This is a genomic window from Pseudomonas extremaustralis, from assembly GCF_900102035.1.
Lineage (GTDB): Bacteria > Pseudomonadota > Gammaproteobacteria > Pseudomonadales > Pseudomonadaceae > Aquipseudomonas > Aquipseudomonas extremaustralis.
Genome location: NZ_LT629689.1, coordinates 5,195,354 through 5,213,047 on the forward strand (window position 1 = coordinate 5,195,354; position 17,694 = coordinate 5,213,047).

The following is a 17,694-nucleotide window of genomic DNA, read 5'->3' on the forward strand; positions in this document are numbered from 1 at the left end:
GACACAGACTATGAGCAATATCCCGGCCGACCTGCGTTTTGCCGTAAGTCATGAATGGGCCCGCCTGGAAGCAGACGGCACCGTGACCGTCGGTATCTCCGATCATGCCCAGGAAGCCTTGGGTGATGTGGTGTTTGTTGAGTTGGCCGAAGTGGGGGCTGAATTTGCCGCCGAAGGCCAGGCTGGCGTAGTCGAATCGGTGAAAGCCGCTTCGGATATCTACGCCCCGGTGGCTGGTGAGGTCATTGCAGTCAACGAGGAACTGAGCGCAAGCCCTGAGCTGTTGAACTCCGACCCTTATGGCGCCTGGATCTTCAAGCTCAAGCCGGCTAACCCGGCTGACCTGGACAAGCTGTTGGATGCTGCCGGCTACAAAGCCGCCATCGGCGAGTGATCCTGCTGCAGGAGCCGGGCATCCGGCTCCTGCAATACGCTTTCAGCGTTGCAACACTGCTTTTACCGCTGCGACCGACCGTTCGACATCCGCTAGCGTCATCGCCGTAAACATCGGCAACGACACGATCAAGCGCCCCACCTTCTCCGCTACCGGGAACATGCCTTCCTTGAACCCCTGCGCCCGATACAGGCTCAGCAGGTGGATCGGTGGGTAGTGGTAGCCAATGCCTACGCCGCGGGCCTGCATCTGCTCCATGAAGGTGGCGCGGGCGGGCAGGCCGTCCTGACGCTCCGGCAGTACCAGCTGGAACAGGTGCCAGTTGCTGTTTTCGAAATCCGCCGGCGGCAGTTGCGCACCGTACTTCTCTTCGAAATCGCTGCCGAAGCACTTGAAGTAGTGCTGTGCCAGGCTGCGGCGGTGGGCAGTGATTTGCTCGATGTGGGCAAACTGCCCCAGGCCGATGGCGGCGGCAATATCGGTCATGTTGAACTTGCCGCCCAGTACATCCACGTCCAGGCCGTCGAAGCCGGTACGGGTCACGCCCTGCAGGCGGTATTTTTCCGCCAGGCGCGCCTCTTCGGCATCGTTCAGCACCAGGCAACCGCCTTCGGATGAGGTGATGTTCTTGTTGGCCTGAAAGCTGAACGACACAAAATCACCGGTGGAGCCGATGCGTTCACCGTCCCAGCTGGAACCCAACGCTTGTGCGGCGTCTTCGACGATGCGCAGGTTGTACTTGTTGGCCAGCGCATACAGCATCGGCATATCCACGGGCAGGCCCGCCAGGTAGACCGGAATGATTGCCTTGGTGCGTGGAGTGATCGCGGCCTCCACTTGGGCCAGATCGATATTGCGGGTGACCGGATCGATATCGGCGAACACCGGCGTGGCACCCACTTCCAGGATCACGTTGGCCGTGGCGACCCAGGAGATCGGCGTGGTGATGACTTCATCGCCCGGCCCGATACCGGCAATGCGCAAGGCAATCTCCATGGTGCAGGTGCCCGAGTTGAAAGTCCGCACCGGTCGGCCGCCGAAATATTCCGACAACTGCGCCTCGAATGCCTGCACTTTGGGCCCGCTGGTGATCCAGCCCGAGCGCAGTACATCGCCGACCGCCGCAATGGTGGCTTCGTCGATGGTAGGTTTGGAAAACGGCAGAAAGGGCTGTTGGCTCATAACGACGAAGGCATCCGTTTCAGATTGGCGATGAGTAAGCAAGGTATCAGTACCGGCATGGTTGCACGGTTCTACTGAATATAGCCTGTCGCCTGTGAATGAATCGTCAGCATGCAGACAAAAAAATGCCGCTTCGAGAGCGGCATTCTTCAGAGTGGGCGTATCACTCGGTGACAGCGTTTTTCGCAAGGATGGCGTTGGCCAGTTCCATATCCGTGGCTTGCAGGCCAGGATTGTCGGCGCGGACTTTCTGCATGGCCGCTTCCAGGTACGGGCCGCGGATGCCGCCGTCGCTGGCGACAAAGCTGCCGGCGTCGTCTTGAGCGGCGACTACCAGCTTGTGGTCCTTGAAGGTCAGGTACGTCGAGCCGGTAGTGGCACCCGACGAAATGACATTGCGCCAGAAGCTGTCGGCCATGGCTGAGCCGACAGGGAGAGAAAGCACGGCGAGGGTTACGACAGCATATTTGAGACGCATGATGGGTGACTCCGGGTGGGGTATCTGTTCATTATGATTGTCGTTAGCCCAGCCGAGTTCCATCGCTGACTAAACAGTTTCAACCTTCAGCACGGCACCTTCCTGAGCAACCACCCTTACATGAGCGCCTACAGGGCTGTCCGGACCGGTTACCATCCATACGCCATCCCCGACTTTTACCTTCCCTCGGCCATCGACAATCGCCTGATGGACCACAAACGTGCGGCCGATCAGCTCCGAGCCCCGTTCGTTCAGCCCCGGTTGGTCACTGGTTTTGGCACTGCTGCGTTGGCGCTTCCACCAATACACCGCGGTCAGTATCGACAGCACGGCAAACAGCAGCAGCTGCCATTCCATTCCCAGGTGCGGGACCAGAAACTTGATCACGCCTACGGCGGCCGCTGCGATACCCATCCACAGCAGGTAACCACCGGCGCCGAAGACCTCAAGTATCAACAGCACCGTGCCCAGTGCCAGCCAATCCCAGAATGACAAGTGCTGCAGGAAATCCCACATGATGGTGGCCTCAGCCTTTCTTGCTATCGAACGTGGCCTTGACGATCTCGCCGATACCGCCGACGGCGCCGATCACCTGGCTGGCTTCCAGCGGCATCAGGATGACCTTGCTGTTGTTGGCCGAAGCCAGCTTGCCCAGGGCGTCGATGTATTTTTGGGCGACGAAATAGTTGACCGCCTGCACGTTGCCCGACGCGATCGCTTCCGACACCACCTGAGTGGCGCGGGCTTCGGCTTCGGCCTGACGCTCGCGGGCCTCGGACTCCAGGAAAGCCGCCTGACGGCTACCTTCGGCTTCAAGGATCTGCGCCTGCTTCTTGCCTTCGGCAGTCAGGATTGCCGAGGCGCGCAGACCTTCGGCTTCGAGGATTTGCGCTCGCTTGATCCGCTCGGCTTTCATCTGGCCGGACATGGCGGCCATCAAATCGGCGGGCGGGCTGATGTCCTTGATTTCGATACGGGTGATCTTGATGCCCCAGGGTGCGGTGGCTTCGTCGACGGTTTTCAGCAGTTTTTCGTTGATGCCGTCGCGTTGGCTGAGCATGGCGTCCAGCTCCATGGAGCCGAGCACGGTACGGATATTGGTTTGCAGCAGGTTGCGGATGGCGTGCTCGAGGTTGTTGACCTCATAGGCGGCTTGCGCGGTATTGACCACCTGGAAGAAACACACTGCGTCGATCTGCACGGTGGCGTTGTCGGCGGTGATCACTTCCTGCGGCGGGATATCCAGCACGCTTTCCATCACGTTGATCTTGCGACCGATCCGGTCCATGACGGGGATGATGATGTTCAGGCCTGGCTTGAGGGTGTTGGTGTAGCGGCCGAAGCGCTCGACCGTCCATTGGTAACCCTGGGGCACGACCTTGAAACCCATGAAGAGGATGGCGATGGCCAAGCCCACGAAAAGAAGCAGTACGGTTCCGATCTGCATAGCGATTCCCTATCTGAAGGTCTAAGTAAAACGACATTTGGCCGATTGTAGCGGTGTTGTCTCCGATGTTTCACCGCCCAACTGACAAAGGATTTGTATCTGAATCCCCAGGCGTGACCCGTAATACTTCTGCCACCGTGGTCAACCCCGCCTTGACCTTTTGCAGGCCTGCCATGCGCAGGCTGCACATGCCACGGGCAATGGCCGTGCGGCGCAGGGCCTGTACGTCGGCGCCAGGCGTGATCAGCGCCTTGAGGTCCTCGTCCACTGTCATGATCTCGTAGACCCCGGCACGGCCCTGGTAGCCACTGTGTCGGCACTGCGCGCACCCGATGGCTTCGTGGGCATCCCCCGCCACGCGTTTGCAGTCAGGGCAAAGCAGCCTGACCAGGCGCTGCGCCATCACGCCTAGCAGGGTGGCTTTGATCAAATAATGAGCGATGCCCAGTTCTTGCAGGCGACTGATGGCGCCGGGGGCATCGTTGGTATGCAGGGTCGACAGCACCAGGTGCCCCGTCAGTGCGGCCTGGATCGCCATTTCGGCGGTTTCCTGGTCGCGGATTTCGCCGATCATGATGATGTCCGGGTCCTGGCGCAGCAGGGCACGGATGCCTCTGGCAAAGGTCAGGTCGATAGAGTGTTGCACCTGCATCTGGTTGAAGGCCGGCTCGACCATCTCGATCGGGTCTTCCACGGTGCACAGGTTGACCTCCCTGGACGCCAGTTGCTTGAGTGTGGTGTAGAGAGTGCTGGTCTTGCCTGAACCGGTCGGACCGGTGACCAGAATGATGCCACTGGTTTGGCGAGTCATGGCGCGCCAGCGTTGTTGGTCCCCGTCGGACAGACCCAGTTGGTCGAAGTCCTTGAGCAGTACCTGCGGGTCGAAAATCCGCATCACCAGCTTTTCGCCAAAGGCGGTGGGCAAGGTTGAAAGGCGCAGCTCGACTTCCACCCCCGCGGGGCTTTTGGTCTTGACCCGGCCGTCCTGGGGTTTGCGTTTCTCCGCGACGTTCATGCGGCCCAGGCTTTTCAGGCGGCTGACCACCGCCATCGTGACCTGGGGTGGAAACTGATAGACGTCGTGCAGCAGCCCGTCAATGCGAAAGCGTACACGGCCCTGTTCGCGGCACGGTTCGACGTGAATATCACTGGCCCGCTGGCCGAAGGCGTACTGCAATAGCCAGTCGACGATATTGACGATATGCGCGTCGTTGGCATCCGGCTCTTGATCGCCGGCACCGAGGTTGAGCAGGTCGGATTGGCCGGGCGCCACGGCCTTTTGCTCTGCGCCGTTGACCGACTTCGCCAGCCGGTAGAACTCGCCGATACAGCGTGCAATGTCCTGGGGGTTGGCCACCACGCGTTTGATCGAGCGCTTGAGCACTTGGGCAAGCCCGGCTTCCCAGCGAGTGACGTAAGGCTGGGCGCTGGCGACGGTGACGGTCTGCGCGTCCACGGCGACCGCAAGGATGGCGTGGCGTTGGGCGAACGCATAGGACATCAGCGGCACAATCTTCGCCACCTCGATCTTCAGCGGGTCGATGCGCAGGTAAGGTTGCCCGGCGTGCCGGGCAAGCCATTGGGTCAGGGTTTCCAGGCAAGGGCCTTCGGCGGCGATGCATTCCAACGGATGCCGGTCTGGGTCGGTCGGTAGGTTCGCCAAACGCTGGGCGATGTCGCCATTGATCAGCCCGGCCTCGATCAAGGGCGGTAACAGCGGACGTAGTTCTAATCGTCGGTCAACGGGCATGAAAAAATCCTGGGTGGCATCGGTGGTAAATCCCAGGCTAGCCAGCCCCTGAATATCTTCCTCTCCGCGTGTATTGCAGGCTTTTACCGGACGGCGGCCCGCCCATCGATGCGGGCGCCATTTCGACGTAGCGCTGTCGCGCAGCAAACGGCACCTCTGTAGCAAGCCCGCCGGCCACAAAAAAGCGCTCGACTGAAATGGCTATGCAAGACTCAAAACTTCAGGCTGAAATTTTAATCCTTTGAAATCAACAAGTTACTTTAATTTTGATAAGGGCGGGCTCTCTCGCGAAAAACTCCAAGACACCGCGTTTACCCAGGAAACCCGCGTGATCGTTGACGCTTTTCGCGAGCAAGCTCGCCCCTACAGGCAGATGGATTTACAGGCGCAACAGGGTCTTCCAGGCGCGGTTCTGATACACCGCAATCGCTTGATGCATACGTGCATCCAACGATTCGTCGGTGATCGGCTGGTTGGCCAGCAGCGCCAGCTTGTTCAGCTCGCCATACAGACGGTCCAGTTCTGGAATGTCCACCACCTGACGCGCATGGTGCAGCCACGCCTGGATGCGTTCGATACGCGGCAGTTGCTCGGCCAAGTCTTCCGGTTGCTGCTGGTAACGCTGCAGCTGCAGGGCGACGGCATCGTCGGCCAACAGGCGTGGCAGCCAGTTGGTGATTTGCGCAGCACCCTGGCGGTTGCCACGCACATTGCGGTCGGCGGTCCAAGTGCGGTTCAGCAACCAGCGGGAGGTGTTCAGTGAGAACAGGCCCCAGCGCACGTCGGCCAATTCGTCGGCGAATTGCTCCGGCGCGGCTTTGCGGATGTCTTCATCGTCGTCACCGGCCTGGACCAGCGGGCGCCAGTCTTCCAGCAGGGCATCGAGTGCGCTGCGCAGTTCGCTGGTGGATTGACGCGGTGCGGCCTGGCCGAGGCTGCCGAGCAGGGCGCGCAATTCGCCGAGGTTTTCGACCCAGTCCTGCAACAGGCGCCAGTGGCCATTGAAACGGTATTGCTCGGCCAGGCGCTGGCTGCTGCCCAGCAGGTGCCACATGATCGCGGCGAAGGCGTCGTCCAGCGGCATTTCGGCGTGCAGCTGCGGTGCCGGCAGGCTCAGGGAGTAGCTGCTGGCGTCATACAGGCGGTAGCCGCGCTCAGCCTTGCTGATGTCACAGGGCATCAGTGCCAAGGTCGCCGCCAGCTCGGCGGCCAGCTCCAGCAGGGCAGCGGGTTCGCCTTCGCGCAGTTCCAGTTCCAGCTCGCAGATTTCTTCTTTCTGCTTGCCGGCGACCACATGGCCCAGGTCCAGGGCGGCTTCGATCACCACCTTGGCCTTGCCGCGGCCCCAGGCGATTTCGGCGCGTTCGCGCACGAAGTCGGTGGTGAAGATCGGCTTGAGGGTCTTTTTGTCCAGCTCGGCGAGTTCCTCGGGCCAGCACTCGCCGTCGAGTTTCTTCACGTCGAGCTTGGCTTTGGGCAATTCCCAGTTGTATTCGTTACGTTCCGACAAGCCGGCGACGCTTTGGCCGCGGGTCTTGAGGGTCTGGATAATGTCGTCACCGTCCTTGCGCAAGCGCAGGGCGACTTTGGCGCGGGCCAGGTCGCGTTCAGGGGTGTCGAAGTACTGGTTCATCAACTCACGGCGTTCCCAGCCACTTTTGTTGCGTTTTTTCAGTAGCGGGTGCTCACGCAGCGCGGCGAGCGTTTCGCGGCTGACACGGAGCTTGATTTCGGTTTCTTTCTGCATGGCCGGAAAATCCAGGATCGGGAGCGCAGCCGGGGAAAAGAGAGGCTGCCAAGGTCGTGCAGTGTACAGGACTGCGCCCGGCAACGCGCCGCAACGGTTTATTGTGTCGCACCGATGCCTTTATAGTGAGGTTCATCCGGGAAGTAGGGAGACCGCGCATGCCGTTACCGTCCATGAAAGAGCAATTCGCCGCCTTGATTGCCACGCCGTCGGTCAGTTGCACCCAAGCGTCTCTCGACCAGAGCAACCGTCCGGTGATCGACCTGCTCGCCAGTTGGCTGGGCGATCTGGGCTTCGCCATCGACATCCAGCCCGTCAGCCCCGGCAAGTTCAATCTGCTTGCCAGCTTCGGCACAGGCCCTGGTGGCCTGGTGCTGGCCGGTCATAGCGATACCGTCCCGTATGACGCCGCATTGTGGAAGACCGATCCGCTCAAGCTGACGGAAGTCGACGGCCGCTGGGTAGGACTGGGCAGCTGCGATATGAAGGGCTTTTTCGCACTGGCCATCGAAGCGGTGTTGCCGCTGCTGGATCAACCGTTCAAGCAGCCGTTGCTGATCCTCGCCACTTGCGATGAAGAAAGCTCGATGTCCGGGGCCCGTGCGCTGGCCGCCGCCGGCCGTCCGTTGGGCCGCGCGGCGGTGATTGGTGAGCCGACCGGCCTCAAGCCGATCCGCTTGCACAAAGGCGTGATGATGGAACGCATCGACATCCTCGGTCGCAGCGGCCATTCGTCGGACCCGAGCCTGGGCCACAGCGCCCTGGAAGCCATGCACGACGCCATCGGCGAACTGCGTGGCCTGCGTCTGGCCTGGCAGCGCGAGTACCGCAACCCACAGTTCAGCGTGCCGCAACCGACCCTGAATTTCGGCTGCATCCATGGTGGCGATAACCCCAACCGCATCTGTGGCCAGTGTTCCCTGGAGTTCGACCTGCGGCCCTTGCCTGGCATGGACCCGCAGGTGCTGCGCGCGGCGATCCGGCAGAAGCTCGAACCCGTGGCCGAGCGCCATAAGGTGAAGATCGACTATGCGCCGCTGTTCGCCGAAGTGCCGCCGTTCGAGCAGGCCGAAGACGCAGAGCTGGTACGGGTCGCTGAGCGATTGACCGGTCATCGTGCCGAAGCAGTAGCGTTTGGCACCGAAGCGCCTTATCTTCAGCGCCTTGGTTGTGAAACCCTGGTGCTTGGCCCCGGCGATATCGCCTGCGCCCACCAGCCGGGCGAGTACCTCGAAATGTCACGCTTGACGCCTACAGTGCGTCTATTGCGGGAACTGATCGAGCATTACTGCCTGACACCTGCCTAATTTGATCCCCACCCATTCGTACATAAGGAGAGCGAGCGTGTCGCCAAGCCTGTTCCGACGATAACCATCAGCCTGCTGTGCGTTTTCACGACTCATCCTTTTTCGGCTGCTTTTTATTACAGGCCCAGGTTCCATGCCCGATTACGTCAATTGGCTTCGTCACGCTTCGCCCTACATCAACGCTCACCGGGACTGCACCTTTGTGGTCATGCTGCCCGGCGATGGTGTGGATCATCCGAACTTCGGCAATATCGTCCACGACCTGGTGCTGCTCCACAGCCTGGGCGTGCGGCTGGTGCTGGTCCACGGTTCGCGCCCACAGATCGAAGCGCGCCTTGACGCGCGCGGCCTCACCCCGGTTTACCACAAGGGCCTGCGCATCACCGATGCCGCAACCCTGGAGTGCGTGATCGACGCGGTCGGCCAACTGCGTATTGCCATTGAAGCGCGCCTGTCGATGGACATGGCGTCGTCGCCGATGCAGGGCTCGCGCCTGCGCGTGGCCAGCGGCAATCTGGTGACGGCCCGCCCGATCGGTGTGCTGGAAGGCGTGGATTACCACCACACCGGCGAAGTGCGCCGCGTCGACCGCAAGGGTATCAATCGCCTGCTGGACGAGCGCTCCATCGTGCTGCTGTCGCCCCTGGGTTATTCGCCCACTGGCGAGATTTTCAACCTGGCCTGCGAAGACGTCGCCACCCGCGCCGCCATCGATCTGGCGGCCGACAAGCTCCTGCTGTTCGGCGCCGATCCCGGTCTGATCGACGAAAATGGCCGTCTGGTGCGCGAGTTGCGTCCGCAGCAAGTGCCAGCGCATTTGCTGCGCCTGGGCAGCAACTACCAGGCTGAATTGCTCGATGCGGCCGCCGAAGCTTGCCGTGGCGGGGTAGGGCGCAGCCATATCGTCAGTTATGTCGAAGACGGTGCCTTGCTCACCGAACTGTTCACCCGGGACGGCGGCGGTACGCTGGTGGCCCAGGAGCAATTCGAGCTGGTGCGCGAGGCGGCGATCGAAGACGTCGGCGGCTTGCTCGACCTTATCAGTCCGCTGGAAGAACAGGGCATCCTGGTACGCCGTTCGCGGGAAGTGCTGGAGCGCGAGATCGAGCAGTTCAGCGTCGTCGAACGCGAAGGCATGATCATCGCCTGCGCGGCGCTGTATCAAATTGCCGATTCGGATGCGGGGGAGCTGGCGTGCCTGGCGGTCAACCCGGAGTACCGCCACGGCAGGCGCGGCGATGAGCTGCTGGAGCGCATCGAGGCCCGTGCGCGGGCACAGGGTTTGAAGACGCTGTTCGTACTCACCACACGCACAGCGCACTGGTTCCGCGAGCGCGGCTTTGTGCCTAGCAGCGTGGAGCGCCTGCCTTCGGCGCGGGCATCGCTGTACAACTATCAGCGTAACTCGAAGATTTTCGAGAAAGCCCTGTAAACACCTGCCCCGCCGCTATTGAGCCAGCGCCTGTGGGCGCTGGCTTGTCTGTCGATGACTTGGTCGCTCAAGCTTTTGGGGCGCGTCTGTGTGTTTCCCCATTCACTGCTACAGTTTCAGAATTCTTGACTTTGAGCCGGATCGATCAGGGCCCAGAGGGGTAAATTGCGCGAAGTTTTCGTGGGCAGACGGTTGCACCGGCGGCGTCGATACCACCTTGAAATATTAGTGATACAAAAACTGTAACAAATTGACTGGAAAATCGGCGTTTGGCCATGATGGCCTCGTTTTTTCTGATCCTGGTTGACGTATGTAATGCCGCGTTCAAGCCTAAAAGATCTAAAAGGCTCATAAAAAATACCCTTTAGGAATTAGCTTATGCGACGACTCGTCTACTCTGACGTGCCCGACTCATGCCAAGGCTTATTCCGAAATTGTATGAAAAAGGATGAAATAATTCTTTTTGGGTGTATGAAAAACTCATTACCCTGCAAGGACCAAATCAACTGCGATTAGACGAAGGTAGTAGACACATAAGGTTACGATTGACTTGTTGGTCACTATGCGGTGCTAATCGCGCATCTGTGGATCGCGGGCGTCAGACCCGGGACCAAAGAAATACAAAAATTAGAAAAAGAGGAGCGGTACATGAAGAAGTCCAATTTGGCACTGGCTGTAGCTTTGGGCGCAATCGCCCAGCATGCAGGCGCTGCTGGTTTCATCGAAGACAGCCACGCCACACTGAGTGCGCGTAACTTTTACATCAACACCGATAACCGTGATGGTGCTCCAACGGCGAGCAGTCGTAGTAAAAACGCCGAGTGGGGCCAAGGCTTCGATCTGCGTTTCATCTCGGGTTACACCCAAGGTACCGTTCAGTTCGGCGTTGATGCGATCGGCCTGTATGGCGTGCGTCTGGACTCCAGCCGCGAAAACCACGGTAACTACAGTGGCACTGCTTCCGGCGGTACCATCTTCCCAAGCGATGGCAACAAGGCCGTCAACGATTTCGCCAGCCTGGGCGTGACCGGCAAGGTCAAGATCTCCCAAACCGAATTGAAACTGGGCACCCTGCAGCCTAAGTTGCCCGTTATCGTGACCAACGATGGTCGTATGCTGCCGCAAACGTTCCAAGGTGGTCAGATCACCTCTAACGAGATCAAGGATTTGACTCTGGTTGGTGGTCAGATTGAAAAGGCTAAGGGGCGTAACTCCAGCAATAACGAAAACCTGTCGATTGCCGGTGCCAACGCTAGTTCTAACTACAACACCGGCAAATTTAGCAATAAGTTCTACTACGCTGGTGGTGACTACAAGCTCACCAAAGATCTGACTGCCCAGTACTACTACGGCAACCTGGAAGACTTCTACAAGCAGCACTTCCTGGGGCTGACTCACAACTGGGCCATCGGTCCGGGCGTGTTGAAGTCTGACCTGCGTTATTTCAACAGCTCTGACGATGGTAAGAACGGCAACACCGCCGCTTACTACACCAGCGGTAACTACAATGGTTTCGCCAGCGGTAAGGGCAAGGTCGACAACAACCTGTACAGCGGCCTGTTCCTGTACACCGTTGCCGGTCACACCTTCGGTGGTGGTTATCAGGTCAGCAACGGCAGCAGCGACTTCCCTTGGTTGAACCAGGGCGACGGTTCGTCGGCTTACCTGACAACTGACATGCAGATCCAGAAGTTCGCCCGTGCCGGCGAGCGTACCTGGCAAGCTCGCTACGCTTATGACTTCGCTACAGTCGGCGTACCTGGCCTGACTGCCGGTGTTATCTACCTCAAGGGTAGCGATATCGACACCGTTACTGCTTCGCGCACTGAAATTACCGGCCAATCCGAGTGGGAACGTGACATCACGCTCGCCTACGTAATTCCAGAAGGCCCGCTGAAAAACCTCGGCTTTGCCTGGAAAAACGCAATGTGGCGTACCGACCTGGCGAATACCCGTTCCCAGGACGAAAACCGTCTGATCGTCAGCTACACCCTGCCACTGTTCTAGTAGCGTGAAGCTGTTGTAAGACTGTAAACCCTGCCCGGCGCAACGCCGGGCAAGGTGTCTTGCTTTTCAAGTCGGGCTCAACCCCCGCAAGCCCTTCCTGAACCCCTCTTTTGCAGCGTCTCAAGGCCTTCTCGAACCTTGGAGCGAATGTTGGCCCTCGCCTGTTTCCCGGTCCAGTGAACACATTTTTAATATTCCTTTATCGTCTAGATAAATCGATATTTATTCTTTTTAAAATATCCACAACCGATGCACAGTGAGCTCCATAAGCACTCATCAGGAGCCACACCATGAGCCTAAGACTGGGCGATATCGCCCCCGACTTCGAACAGGATTCCAGCGCCGGCAAGATCCGTTTCCACGAATGGCTGGGCGACAGCTGGGGTGTGTTGTTTTCCCACCCGGCGGACTTCACTCCGGTCTGCACCACCGAGTTGGGGTTCACCGCCAAGCTCAAGGACGAATTCGCCAAGCGCGGCGTCAAGGCCATTGCCCTGTCGGTGGACCCGGTGGACTCGCACCACAAGTGGATCGAAGACATCAACGAAACCCAGCACACCGTCGTCAATTTCCCGATCCTGGCCGATGCCGACCGCAAGGTCTCGGACCTCTACGACCTGATCCACCCGAACGCCAGCGACACCCTGACCGTGCGTTCCTTGTTCGTGATCGACCCGAACAAGAAGATCCGCCTGACCATCACCTACCCGGCCAGCACCGGACGCAACTTCCACGAAATCCTGCGGGTGATCGACTCGCTGCAACTGACCGACCACTACAAAGTCGCCACGCCCGCCAACTGGCAGGACGGTGATGAAGTGGTGATCGTGCCGTCGCTCAAGGACGAGGAAGAAATCAAGAAACGTTTTCCCAAGGGGTATCGGGCGGTGAAGCCATATCTGCGGCTGACACCGCAACCCAATCGCTGAAACAGGACCGATGTGGGAGGGGGCTTGCTCCCTCCCACCCGTTGATCGCATTTCAAAGTACACATAACAGGGGTTTTGAGGCCGTTTCGACGGCCTTTTTTTTCGCCTGGCGATTCATGATCCTTATATTCTTTTAAGGAATAAACAAATGAAAAAATAAGATTTATAGATATATAAATCTGCTGATAAGGTCTGTTCCATCTTGGCGCTATCGCCACACAGCGAACCGCCGACACTTGCTCAAGGAATACCTGCATGCTGGTCGTAACACTTGGAGGCAGTCCCAGCCAACGTTCCCGCTCCGGGGTCTTGCTGGATAAAACCCGTCAGTGGTTGCAAGACAAAGGTGTGGAAGTGGTGAGTTACCAGATACGGGACTTCCCGGCCGAAGACTTGCTGCACGCGCGCTTCGACAGCCCCAAGGTCATCGACCTGCTGCAACAGGTGGCCAACGCCGATGGCCTGGTCATCGCCACCCCGGTGTACAAGGCTTCGTTTTCCGGCGCGCTGAAAACCGTACTCGACCTGCTGCCCGAACGCGCCCTGGCCCACAAGATTGTGTTGCCCATAGCCACCGGCGGCAGCATCGCCCACATGCTGGCGGTGGACTACGCCTTGAAGCCGGTGCTGTCGGCGCTCAAGGCCCAGGAATTGCTCCACGGGATTTTTGCCGAAGACAGCCAGATCGCCTATGGCGAAGGCAGTGCCCAGGCGCAACTGGTGCCGGTACTCGAACACCGTTTGCACGAGGCCCTGGAGACGCTCTACAGCGCCATGGCCCGACGCCCGAAACCTTTGGACCCTCATGTGTTGAATGAGCGTCTGTTGAGTGCTCGCTGGAGCATCTGAGCCTTACCGATACAACGAAGTACTCACCTTACTCAGCCGCCAACGGCCAAGCAGGTGCAGCCAACCCCCTCATCGCACTATTTGGAGAGAGCGCCATGCGCACTGTCATCTTGCGTCGTGGTCTGGTCGCACTGTTTGCTGCGGCTGTGTCCTTCGGCGCCATTGTTCAAGCCCAAGCTGCCGAGGCCCTGCGCATCGGCTATCAGAAATACGGCACCCTTGTGCTGCTCAAGGCCAAGGGCACTCTGGAAAAACGCCTGGCCGCCCAAGGTGTCCAGGTGCAATGGACCGAGTTTCCCGGCGGCCCGCAATTGCTCGAAGGCCTGAACGTCGGCTCCATCGACTTCGGCGTCACCGGCGAAACCCCGCCGGTCTTCGCCCAGGCGGCCGGTGCCGATCTGCTCTACGTCGCCTACGAACCGCCAGCGCCGACCAGCGAAGCGATCCTGGTGCCCAAGGATTCGCCGATCAAATCGGTGGCCGAGCTCAAGGGCAAGAAAATCGTGCTCAACAAAGGCTCCAACGTGCACTACCTGCTGGTACGTGCCCTGGAAGACGCGGGCCTGAAATACACCGACGTACAGACTGTATTCCTGCCGCCCGCCGATGCCCGTGCTGCGTTCGAGCGTGGCAGCGTGGACGCCTGGGTAATCTGGGACCCGTACCAGGCCGCCGCCGAGAAACAACTGCAAGCGCGCACCCTGCGTGACGGTACCGGCATCGCCGACAACCACCAGTTCTACCTGGCTACCAAGCCTTATGCCGAAAAACACCCTGAAGTGATCAAGGCGTTGGTGGAAGAAGTACGCGCAGTGGGCGAATGGTCCAAGGCCAACCCGCAGGAAGTCACCGAACAAGTCGCGCCGCTGCTCGGCCTGCCGGCTGACATCACCCTGACCTCGGTGAAACGCCAGGGCTACGGCGCGCTGTTCCTGACCCCGGAAGTGGTCGCCGCCCAGCAGAAAATCGCCGACACCTTCTACCAACTCAAATTGATCCCCAAACCCTTGAGCATCAAGGACGTGATCTGGACGCCACCGGCCGCCGTTGCCAAAGCGCCGTAATCCGACTTCTTCAGGAGACAACTCCATGAGCCTCAATATTTTCTGGTTCCTGCCTACCCACGGCGACGGCCATTACCTTGGCACCGCCGAAGGCGCTCGCGCCGTCGACCACGGTTATTTGCAGCAAGTGGCCCAGGCTGCTGATCGCCTGGGCTTCGGCGGGGTGCTGATCCCCACTGGCCGCTCTTGCGAAGACTCGTGGCTGGTGGCTGCCTCGCTGATCCCGGTGACCCAGCGTTTGAAATTCCTCGTCGCGTTGCGCCCCGGGATCATTTCCCCGACGGTGGCGGCGCGTCAGGCCGCGACCCTCGATCGCCTGTCCGGCGGCCGGGCGTTGTTCAACCTGGTGACGGGCGGTGACCCGGAAGAATTGGCCGGCGACGGTTTGTTTCTCAGCCACGAAGAACGCTACCAGGCCTCGGTGGAATTCACCCGCATCTGGCGCCGCGTGCTGGAAGGCGAAACCGTGGATTACGACGGCGAGCACATCAGCGTCAAAGGCGCCAAATTGCTCTATCCGCCGATCCAGCAACCGCGTCCGCCGCTGTACTTCGGCGGTTCTTCCGAAGCGGCCCAGGATTTGGCGGCCGAGCAGGTGGACATGGTGCTGACCTGGGGCGAGCCACCGGCTGCCGTGGCGGAAAAGATCGAACAGGTGCGGGCCAAGGCCGCGAAACTGGGGCGCACCGTGCGCTTCGGCATTCGTTTGCATGTGATCGTGCGCGAAACCAACGATGAAGCCTGGAAAGCCGCCGACAAACTGATCTCCCATCTGGACGACGACACCATCGCCCGTGCCCAGGCTTCCCTGGCGCGCTTCGATTCGGTCGGCCAGCAACGCATGGCCGCCCTGCATGGCGGCAGCCGCGACAACCTGGAGGTCAGCCCCAACCTGTGGGCCGGCGTCGGCCTGGTGCGCGGCGGTGCGGGTACCGCGCTGGTGGGCGATGGCCCGACGGTTGCGGCGCGCGTCAAGGAATACGCCGCGCTGGGCATCGACACCTTTATCTTCTCCGGGTATCCCCACCTGGAAGAGTCATATCGGGTCGCCGAACTGTTGTTCCCCCATCTGGATATCGAACGTCCCGAGCTGCCAAAAAGCGCCGGCTACGTCAGCCCGTTCGGGGAGATGGTCGCCAACGACATCCTTCCCAAAGCGGCGTCACAGAGCTGAGGTGGCGCCATGAACTTTGAAAAATTGAGCCATCGCGTGGCGCCCTGGGTGCTGCCGATTGTATTGCTGGCGGTGTGGCAGTTGTCTGTGTCGGCCGGCTGGTTGTCGACACGCATCCTGCCGGCGCCCAGTGCGGTGATTGAAGCCGGGATCCATCTGGTGGTCAGCGGAGAAATCTGGACCCACCTGGCCATCAGCGGCTGGCGCGCAGGCCTGGGCTTTGTGATCGGTGGCAGCATCGGCCTGGCCCTGGGTTTCATCACCGGGTTGTCGAAGTGGGGCGAGCGCCTGCTGGACAGCTCGGTGCAGATGATTCGCAACGTGCCGCACCTGGCGCTGATCCCGCTGGTGATCCTGTGGTTCGGCATTGACGAGACCGCGAAGATTTTCCTGGTCGCCCTCGGCACGCTGTTCCCGATCTACCTCAACACGTACCACGGCATCCGCAACGTCGACCCGGCGCTGGTGGAAATGGCGCGCAGCTACGGCCTGTCCGGCTTCAGCCTGTTCCGCCAGGTGATCCTGCCCGGTGCATTGCCTTCGATTCTGGTGGGTGTGCGCTTTGCCCTGGGCTTTATGTGGCTGACGCTGATCGTGGCGGAAACCATCTCGGCCAGCTCCGGTATCGGTTACCTGGCGATGAACGCCCGTGAATTCCTGCAAACCGACGTGGTGGTACTGGCCATCGTCATGTACGCCATCCTCGGCAAGCTGGCCGACCTGGCCGCCCGTGGATTGGAGCGTGTGTGGCTGCGCTGGCACCCGGCTTATCAAGTGAACAAAGGAGGTGCGGCATGACCGCTCAACAACCTCCGCGCCTGTTGAAAGGCATCCCGTTGGCGGTGCGCAAATTGCGCAAGGCTTTTGGCGCGCGGGAAGTGCTCAAGGGCATCGACCTGCACATTCCAGCGGGCCAGTTCGTTGCCGTGGTCGGCCGTAGTGGTTGCGGCAAAAGTACCTTGCTGCGTCTGCTGGCCGGTCTCGACAAGGCCAGCAGCGGTGAGTTGCTGGCTGGCTCCGCGCCGCTTGGCGAGGCGATCGAGGACACGCGGTTGATGTTCCAGGAAGCGCGTCTGCTGCCGTGGAAAAAGATCATCGACAACGTCGGCCTGGGCCTCAAGGGCAATTGGCGTCCCAAGGCGCTGGAAGCGCTGGAAGCGGTCGGCCTGGCCGAACGTGCCAATGAGTGGCCGGCGGCGCTGTCCGGTGGCCAGAAGCAGCGCGTGGCACTGGCTCGCGCACTGATTCACCAGCCGCGCTTGCTGCTGCTGGACGAGCCGCTGGGGGCGCTGGATGCCCTGACGCGTATCGAGATGCAGCAACTGATCGAAAACCTCTGGCAGAAGCATGGTTTCACCGTGTTGCTGGTGACCCACGACGTCAGCGAAGCCGTGGCGATTGCCGACCGGGTGATCCTGATCGAAAACGGCGAAATCGGCCTCGACCTGATCGTCGACCTGCCGCGCCCACGCGCCCGAGGTTCCCATCGCCTGGCCGCGCTGGAAGCCCAAGTGCTCAACCGTGTGTTGTCGCTGCCCGGCACTCCGCCGGAACCCGAACCTGTTTCACCGCTGCCGACGCAATTGCGTTGGGCGCAATAACTCACTTGTCCCATGAAGGAAGAACGACATGACCATCAAAGCCATCAACGTGCGTAACCAATTCAAAGGCACCATCAAGGAAATCGTCGAAGGCGACGTACTCTCGGAAATCGACGTACAGACCGCATCCGGCATCGTCACCTCCGTGATCACCACCCGCTCGGTCAAGGAGCTGGAACTGGTGATCGGCAGCGAAGTGATTGCCTTTGTGAAATCCACCGAGGTGTCGATCGCCAAGTTGTGATCGATGCTGCGCACAAAGCCCCGAAGGTGAAAGCCTGTCGGGGTTTTTTTGTCACTCCGTGTGTGTTGCGAGACGCTTCTTTCGCTGTT

17 protein-coding genes are annotated in these 17,694 nt (G+C 60.2%); 11 read left to right on the plus strand and 6 right to left on the minus strand.

Annotated features, from left to right (window positions below; translation table 11 throughout):
* Positions 1-10 precede the first annotated feature (10 nt).
* Complete coding sequence (gene gcvH, locus BLR63_RS23875; RefSeq protein WP_010564482.1) at positions 11-394, plus strand: glycine cleavage system protein GcvH; 384 nt, start codon at positions 11-13, stop codon at positions 392-394.
* Positions 395-436: 42 nt separating this feature from the next.
* Here the strand turns inward: gcvH and BLR63_RS23880 are convergent, their stop codons facing one another.
* The 6 genes from BLR63_RS23880 to BLR63_RS23905 all read right to left on the minus strand — a co-directional run bounded on the left by BLR63_RS23880 (position 437) and on the right by BLR63_RS23905 (position 6,998).
* Positions 437-1,576, minus strand: coding sequence for a DegT/DnrJ/EryC1/StrS family aminotransferase (locus BLR63_RS23880; protein WP_010564481.1), 1,140 nt, complete (start codon positions 1,574-1,576; stop codon positions 437-439).
* A 163-nt stretch (positions 1,577-1,739) separates the two neighbouring features.
* On the minus strand, positions 1,740-2,054 hold the full coding sequence (locus BLR63_RS23885; RefSeq protein ID WP_010564480.1) for a DUF2388 domain-containing protein: 315 nt from the start codon (positions 2,052-2,054) through the stop codon (positions 1,740-1,742).
* Between the two features lie 69 nt (positions 2,055-2,123).
* Positions 2,124-2,570, minus strand: coding sequence for an NfeD family protein (locus BLR63_RS23890; RefSeq protein WP_010564479.1), 447 nt, complete (start codon positions 2,568-2,570; stop codon positions 2,124-2,126).
* A gap of 10 nt (positions 2,571-2,580) precedes the next feature.
* On the minus strand, positions 2,581-3,501 hold the full coding sequence (locus BLR63_RS23895) for an SPFH domain-containing protein (RefSeq protein WP_010564478.1): 921 nt from the start codon (positions 3,499-3,501) through the stop codon (positions 2,581-2,583).
* 70 nt (positions 3,502-3,571) lie between these two features.
* Positions 3,572-5,251 (minus strand): GspE/PulE family protein, encoded by a 1,680-nt coding sequence (locus BLR63_RS23900; protein WP_010564477.1) that lies wholly within the window; start codon positions 5,249-5,251, stop codon positions 3,572-3,574.
* Positions 5,252-5,630: 379 nt separating this feature from the next.
* Entirely contained in the window at positions 5,631-6,998 is a 1,368-nt protein-coding gene (locus BLR63_RS23905) for a CYTH domain-containing protein (protein ID WP_010564476.1), read from the minus strand.
* 158 nt (positions 6,999-7,156) lie between these two features.
* On the opposite strand from BLR63_RS23905, the gene argE reads away from it, so the two are divergent.
* The 10 genes from argE to BLR63_RS23955 all read left to right on the plus strand — a co-directional run bounded on the left by argE (position 7,157) and on the right by BLR63_RS23955 (position 17,605).
* A complete protein-coding gene (gene argE / locus BLR63_RS23910; protein WP_010564475.1) occupies positions 7,157-8,305 on the plus strand; it encodes an acetylornithine deacetylase in 1,149 nt (382 codons plus the stop codon).
* A 133-nt stretch (positions 8,306-8,438) separates the two neighbouring features.
* Entirely contained in the window at positions 8,439-9,737 is a 1,299-nt protein-coding gene (argA, locus tag BLR63_RS23915) for an amino-acid N-acetyltransferase (RefSeq protein ID WP_010564474.1), read from the plus strand.
* Between the two features lie 648 nt (positions 9,738-10,385).
* Complete coding sequence (locus BLR63_RS23920) at positions 10,386-11,744, plus strand: OprD family porin (protein WP_010564473.1); 1,359 nt, start codon at positions 10,386-10,388, stop codon at positions 11,742-11,744.
* Positions 11,745-12,034: 290 nt separating this feature from the next.
* The gene (locus BLR63_RS23925) at positions 12,035-12,673 is read left to right on the plus strand and encodes a peroxiredoxin (protein WP_010564472.1); all 639 of its coding nucleotides are present in this window, start codon (positions 12,035-12,037) and stop codon (positions 12,671-12,673) included.
* Between the two features lie 255 nt (positions 12,674-12,928).
* Positions 12,929-13,522, plus strand: a complete 594-nt coding sequence (gene ssuE / locus BLR63_RS23930; protein WP_010564471.1) for an NADPH-dependent FMN reductase — start codon at positions 12,929-12,931, stop codon at positions 13,520-13,522.
* 95 nt (positions 13,523-13,617) lie between these two features.
* On the plus strand, positions 13,618-14,586 hold the full coding sequence (locus BLR63_RS23935) for a sulfonate ABC transporter substrate-binding protein (protein ID WP_010564470.1): 969 nt from the start codon (positions 13,618-13,620) through the stop codon (positions 14,584-14,586).
* 25 nt (positions 14,587-14,611) lie between these two features.
* Positions 14,612-15,760: an FMNH2-dependent alkanesulfonate monooxygenase gene (gene ssuD / locus BLR63_RS23940; protein WP_010564469.1), complete on the plus strand. Its 1,149-nt coding sequence runs from the start codon at positions 14,612-14,614 to the stop codon at positions 15,758-15,760.
* 9 nt (positions 15,761-15,769) lie between these two features.
* Positions 15,770-16,558 (plus strand): aliphatic sulfonate ABC transporter permease SsuC, encoded by a 789-nt coding sequence (gene ssuC, locus BLR63_RS23945; protein WP_010564468.1) that lies wholly within the window; start codon positions 15,770-15,772, stop codon positions 16,556-16,558.
* On the plus strand, positions 16,555-17,361 hold the full coding sequence (gene ssuB, locus BLR63_RS23950) for an aliphatic sulfonates ABC transporter ATP-binding protein (protein ID WP_010564467.1): 807 nt from the start codon (positions 16,555-16,557) through the stop codon (positions 17,359-17,361). Before ssuC ends, ssuB begins: the two co-directional genes overlap by 4 nt.
* 28 nt (positions 17,362-17,389) lie before the next feature.
* The gene (locus BLR63_RS23955; protein WP_003213899.1) at positions 17,390-17,605 is read left to right on the plus strand and encodes a TOBE domain-containing protein; all 216 of its coding nucleotides are present in this window, start codon (positions 17,390-17,392) and stop codon (positions 17,603-17,605) included.
* Positions 17,606-17,694 lie beyond the last annotated feature (89 nt).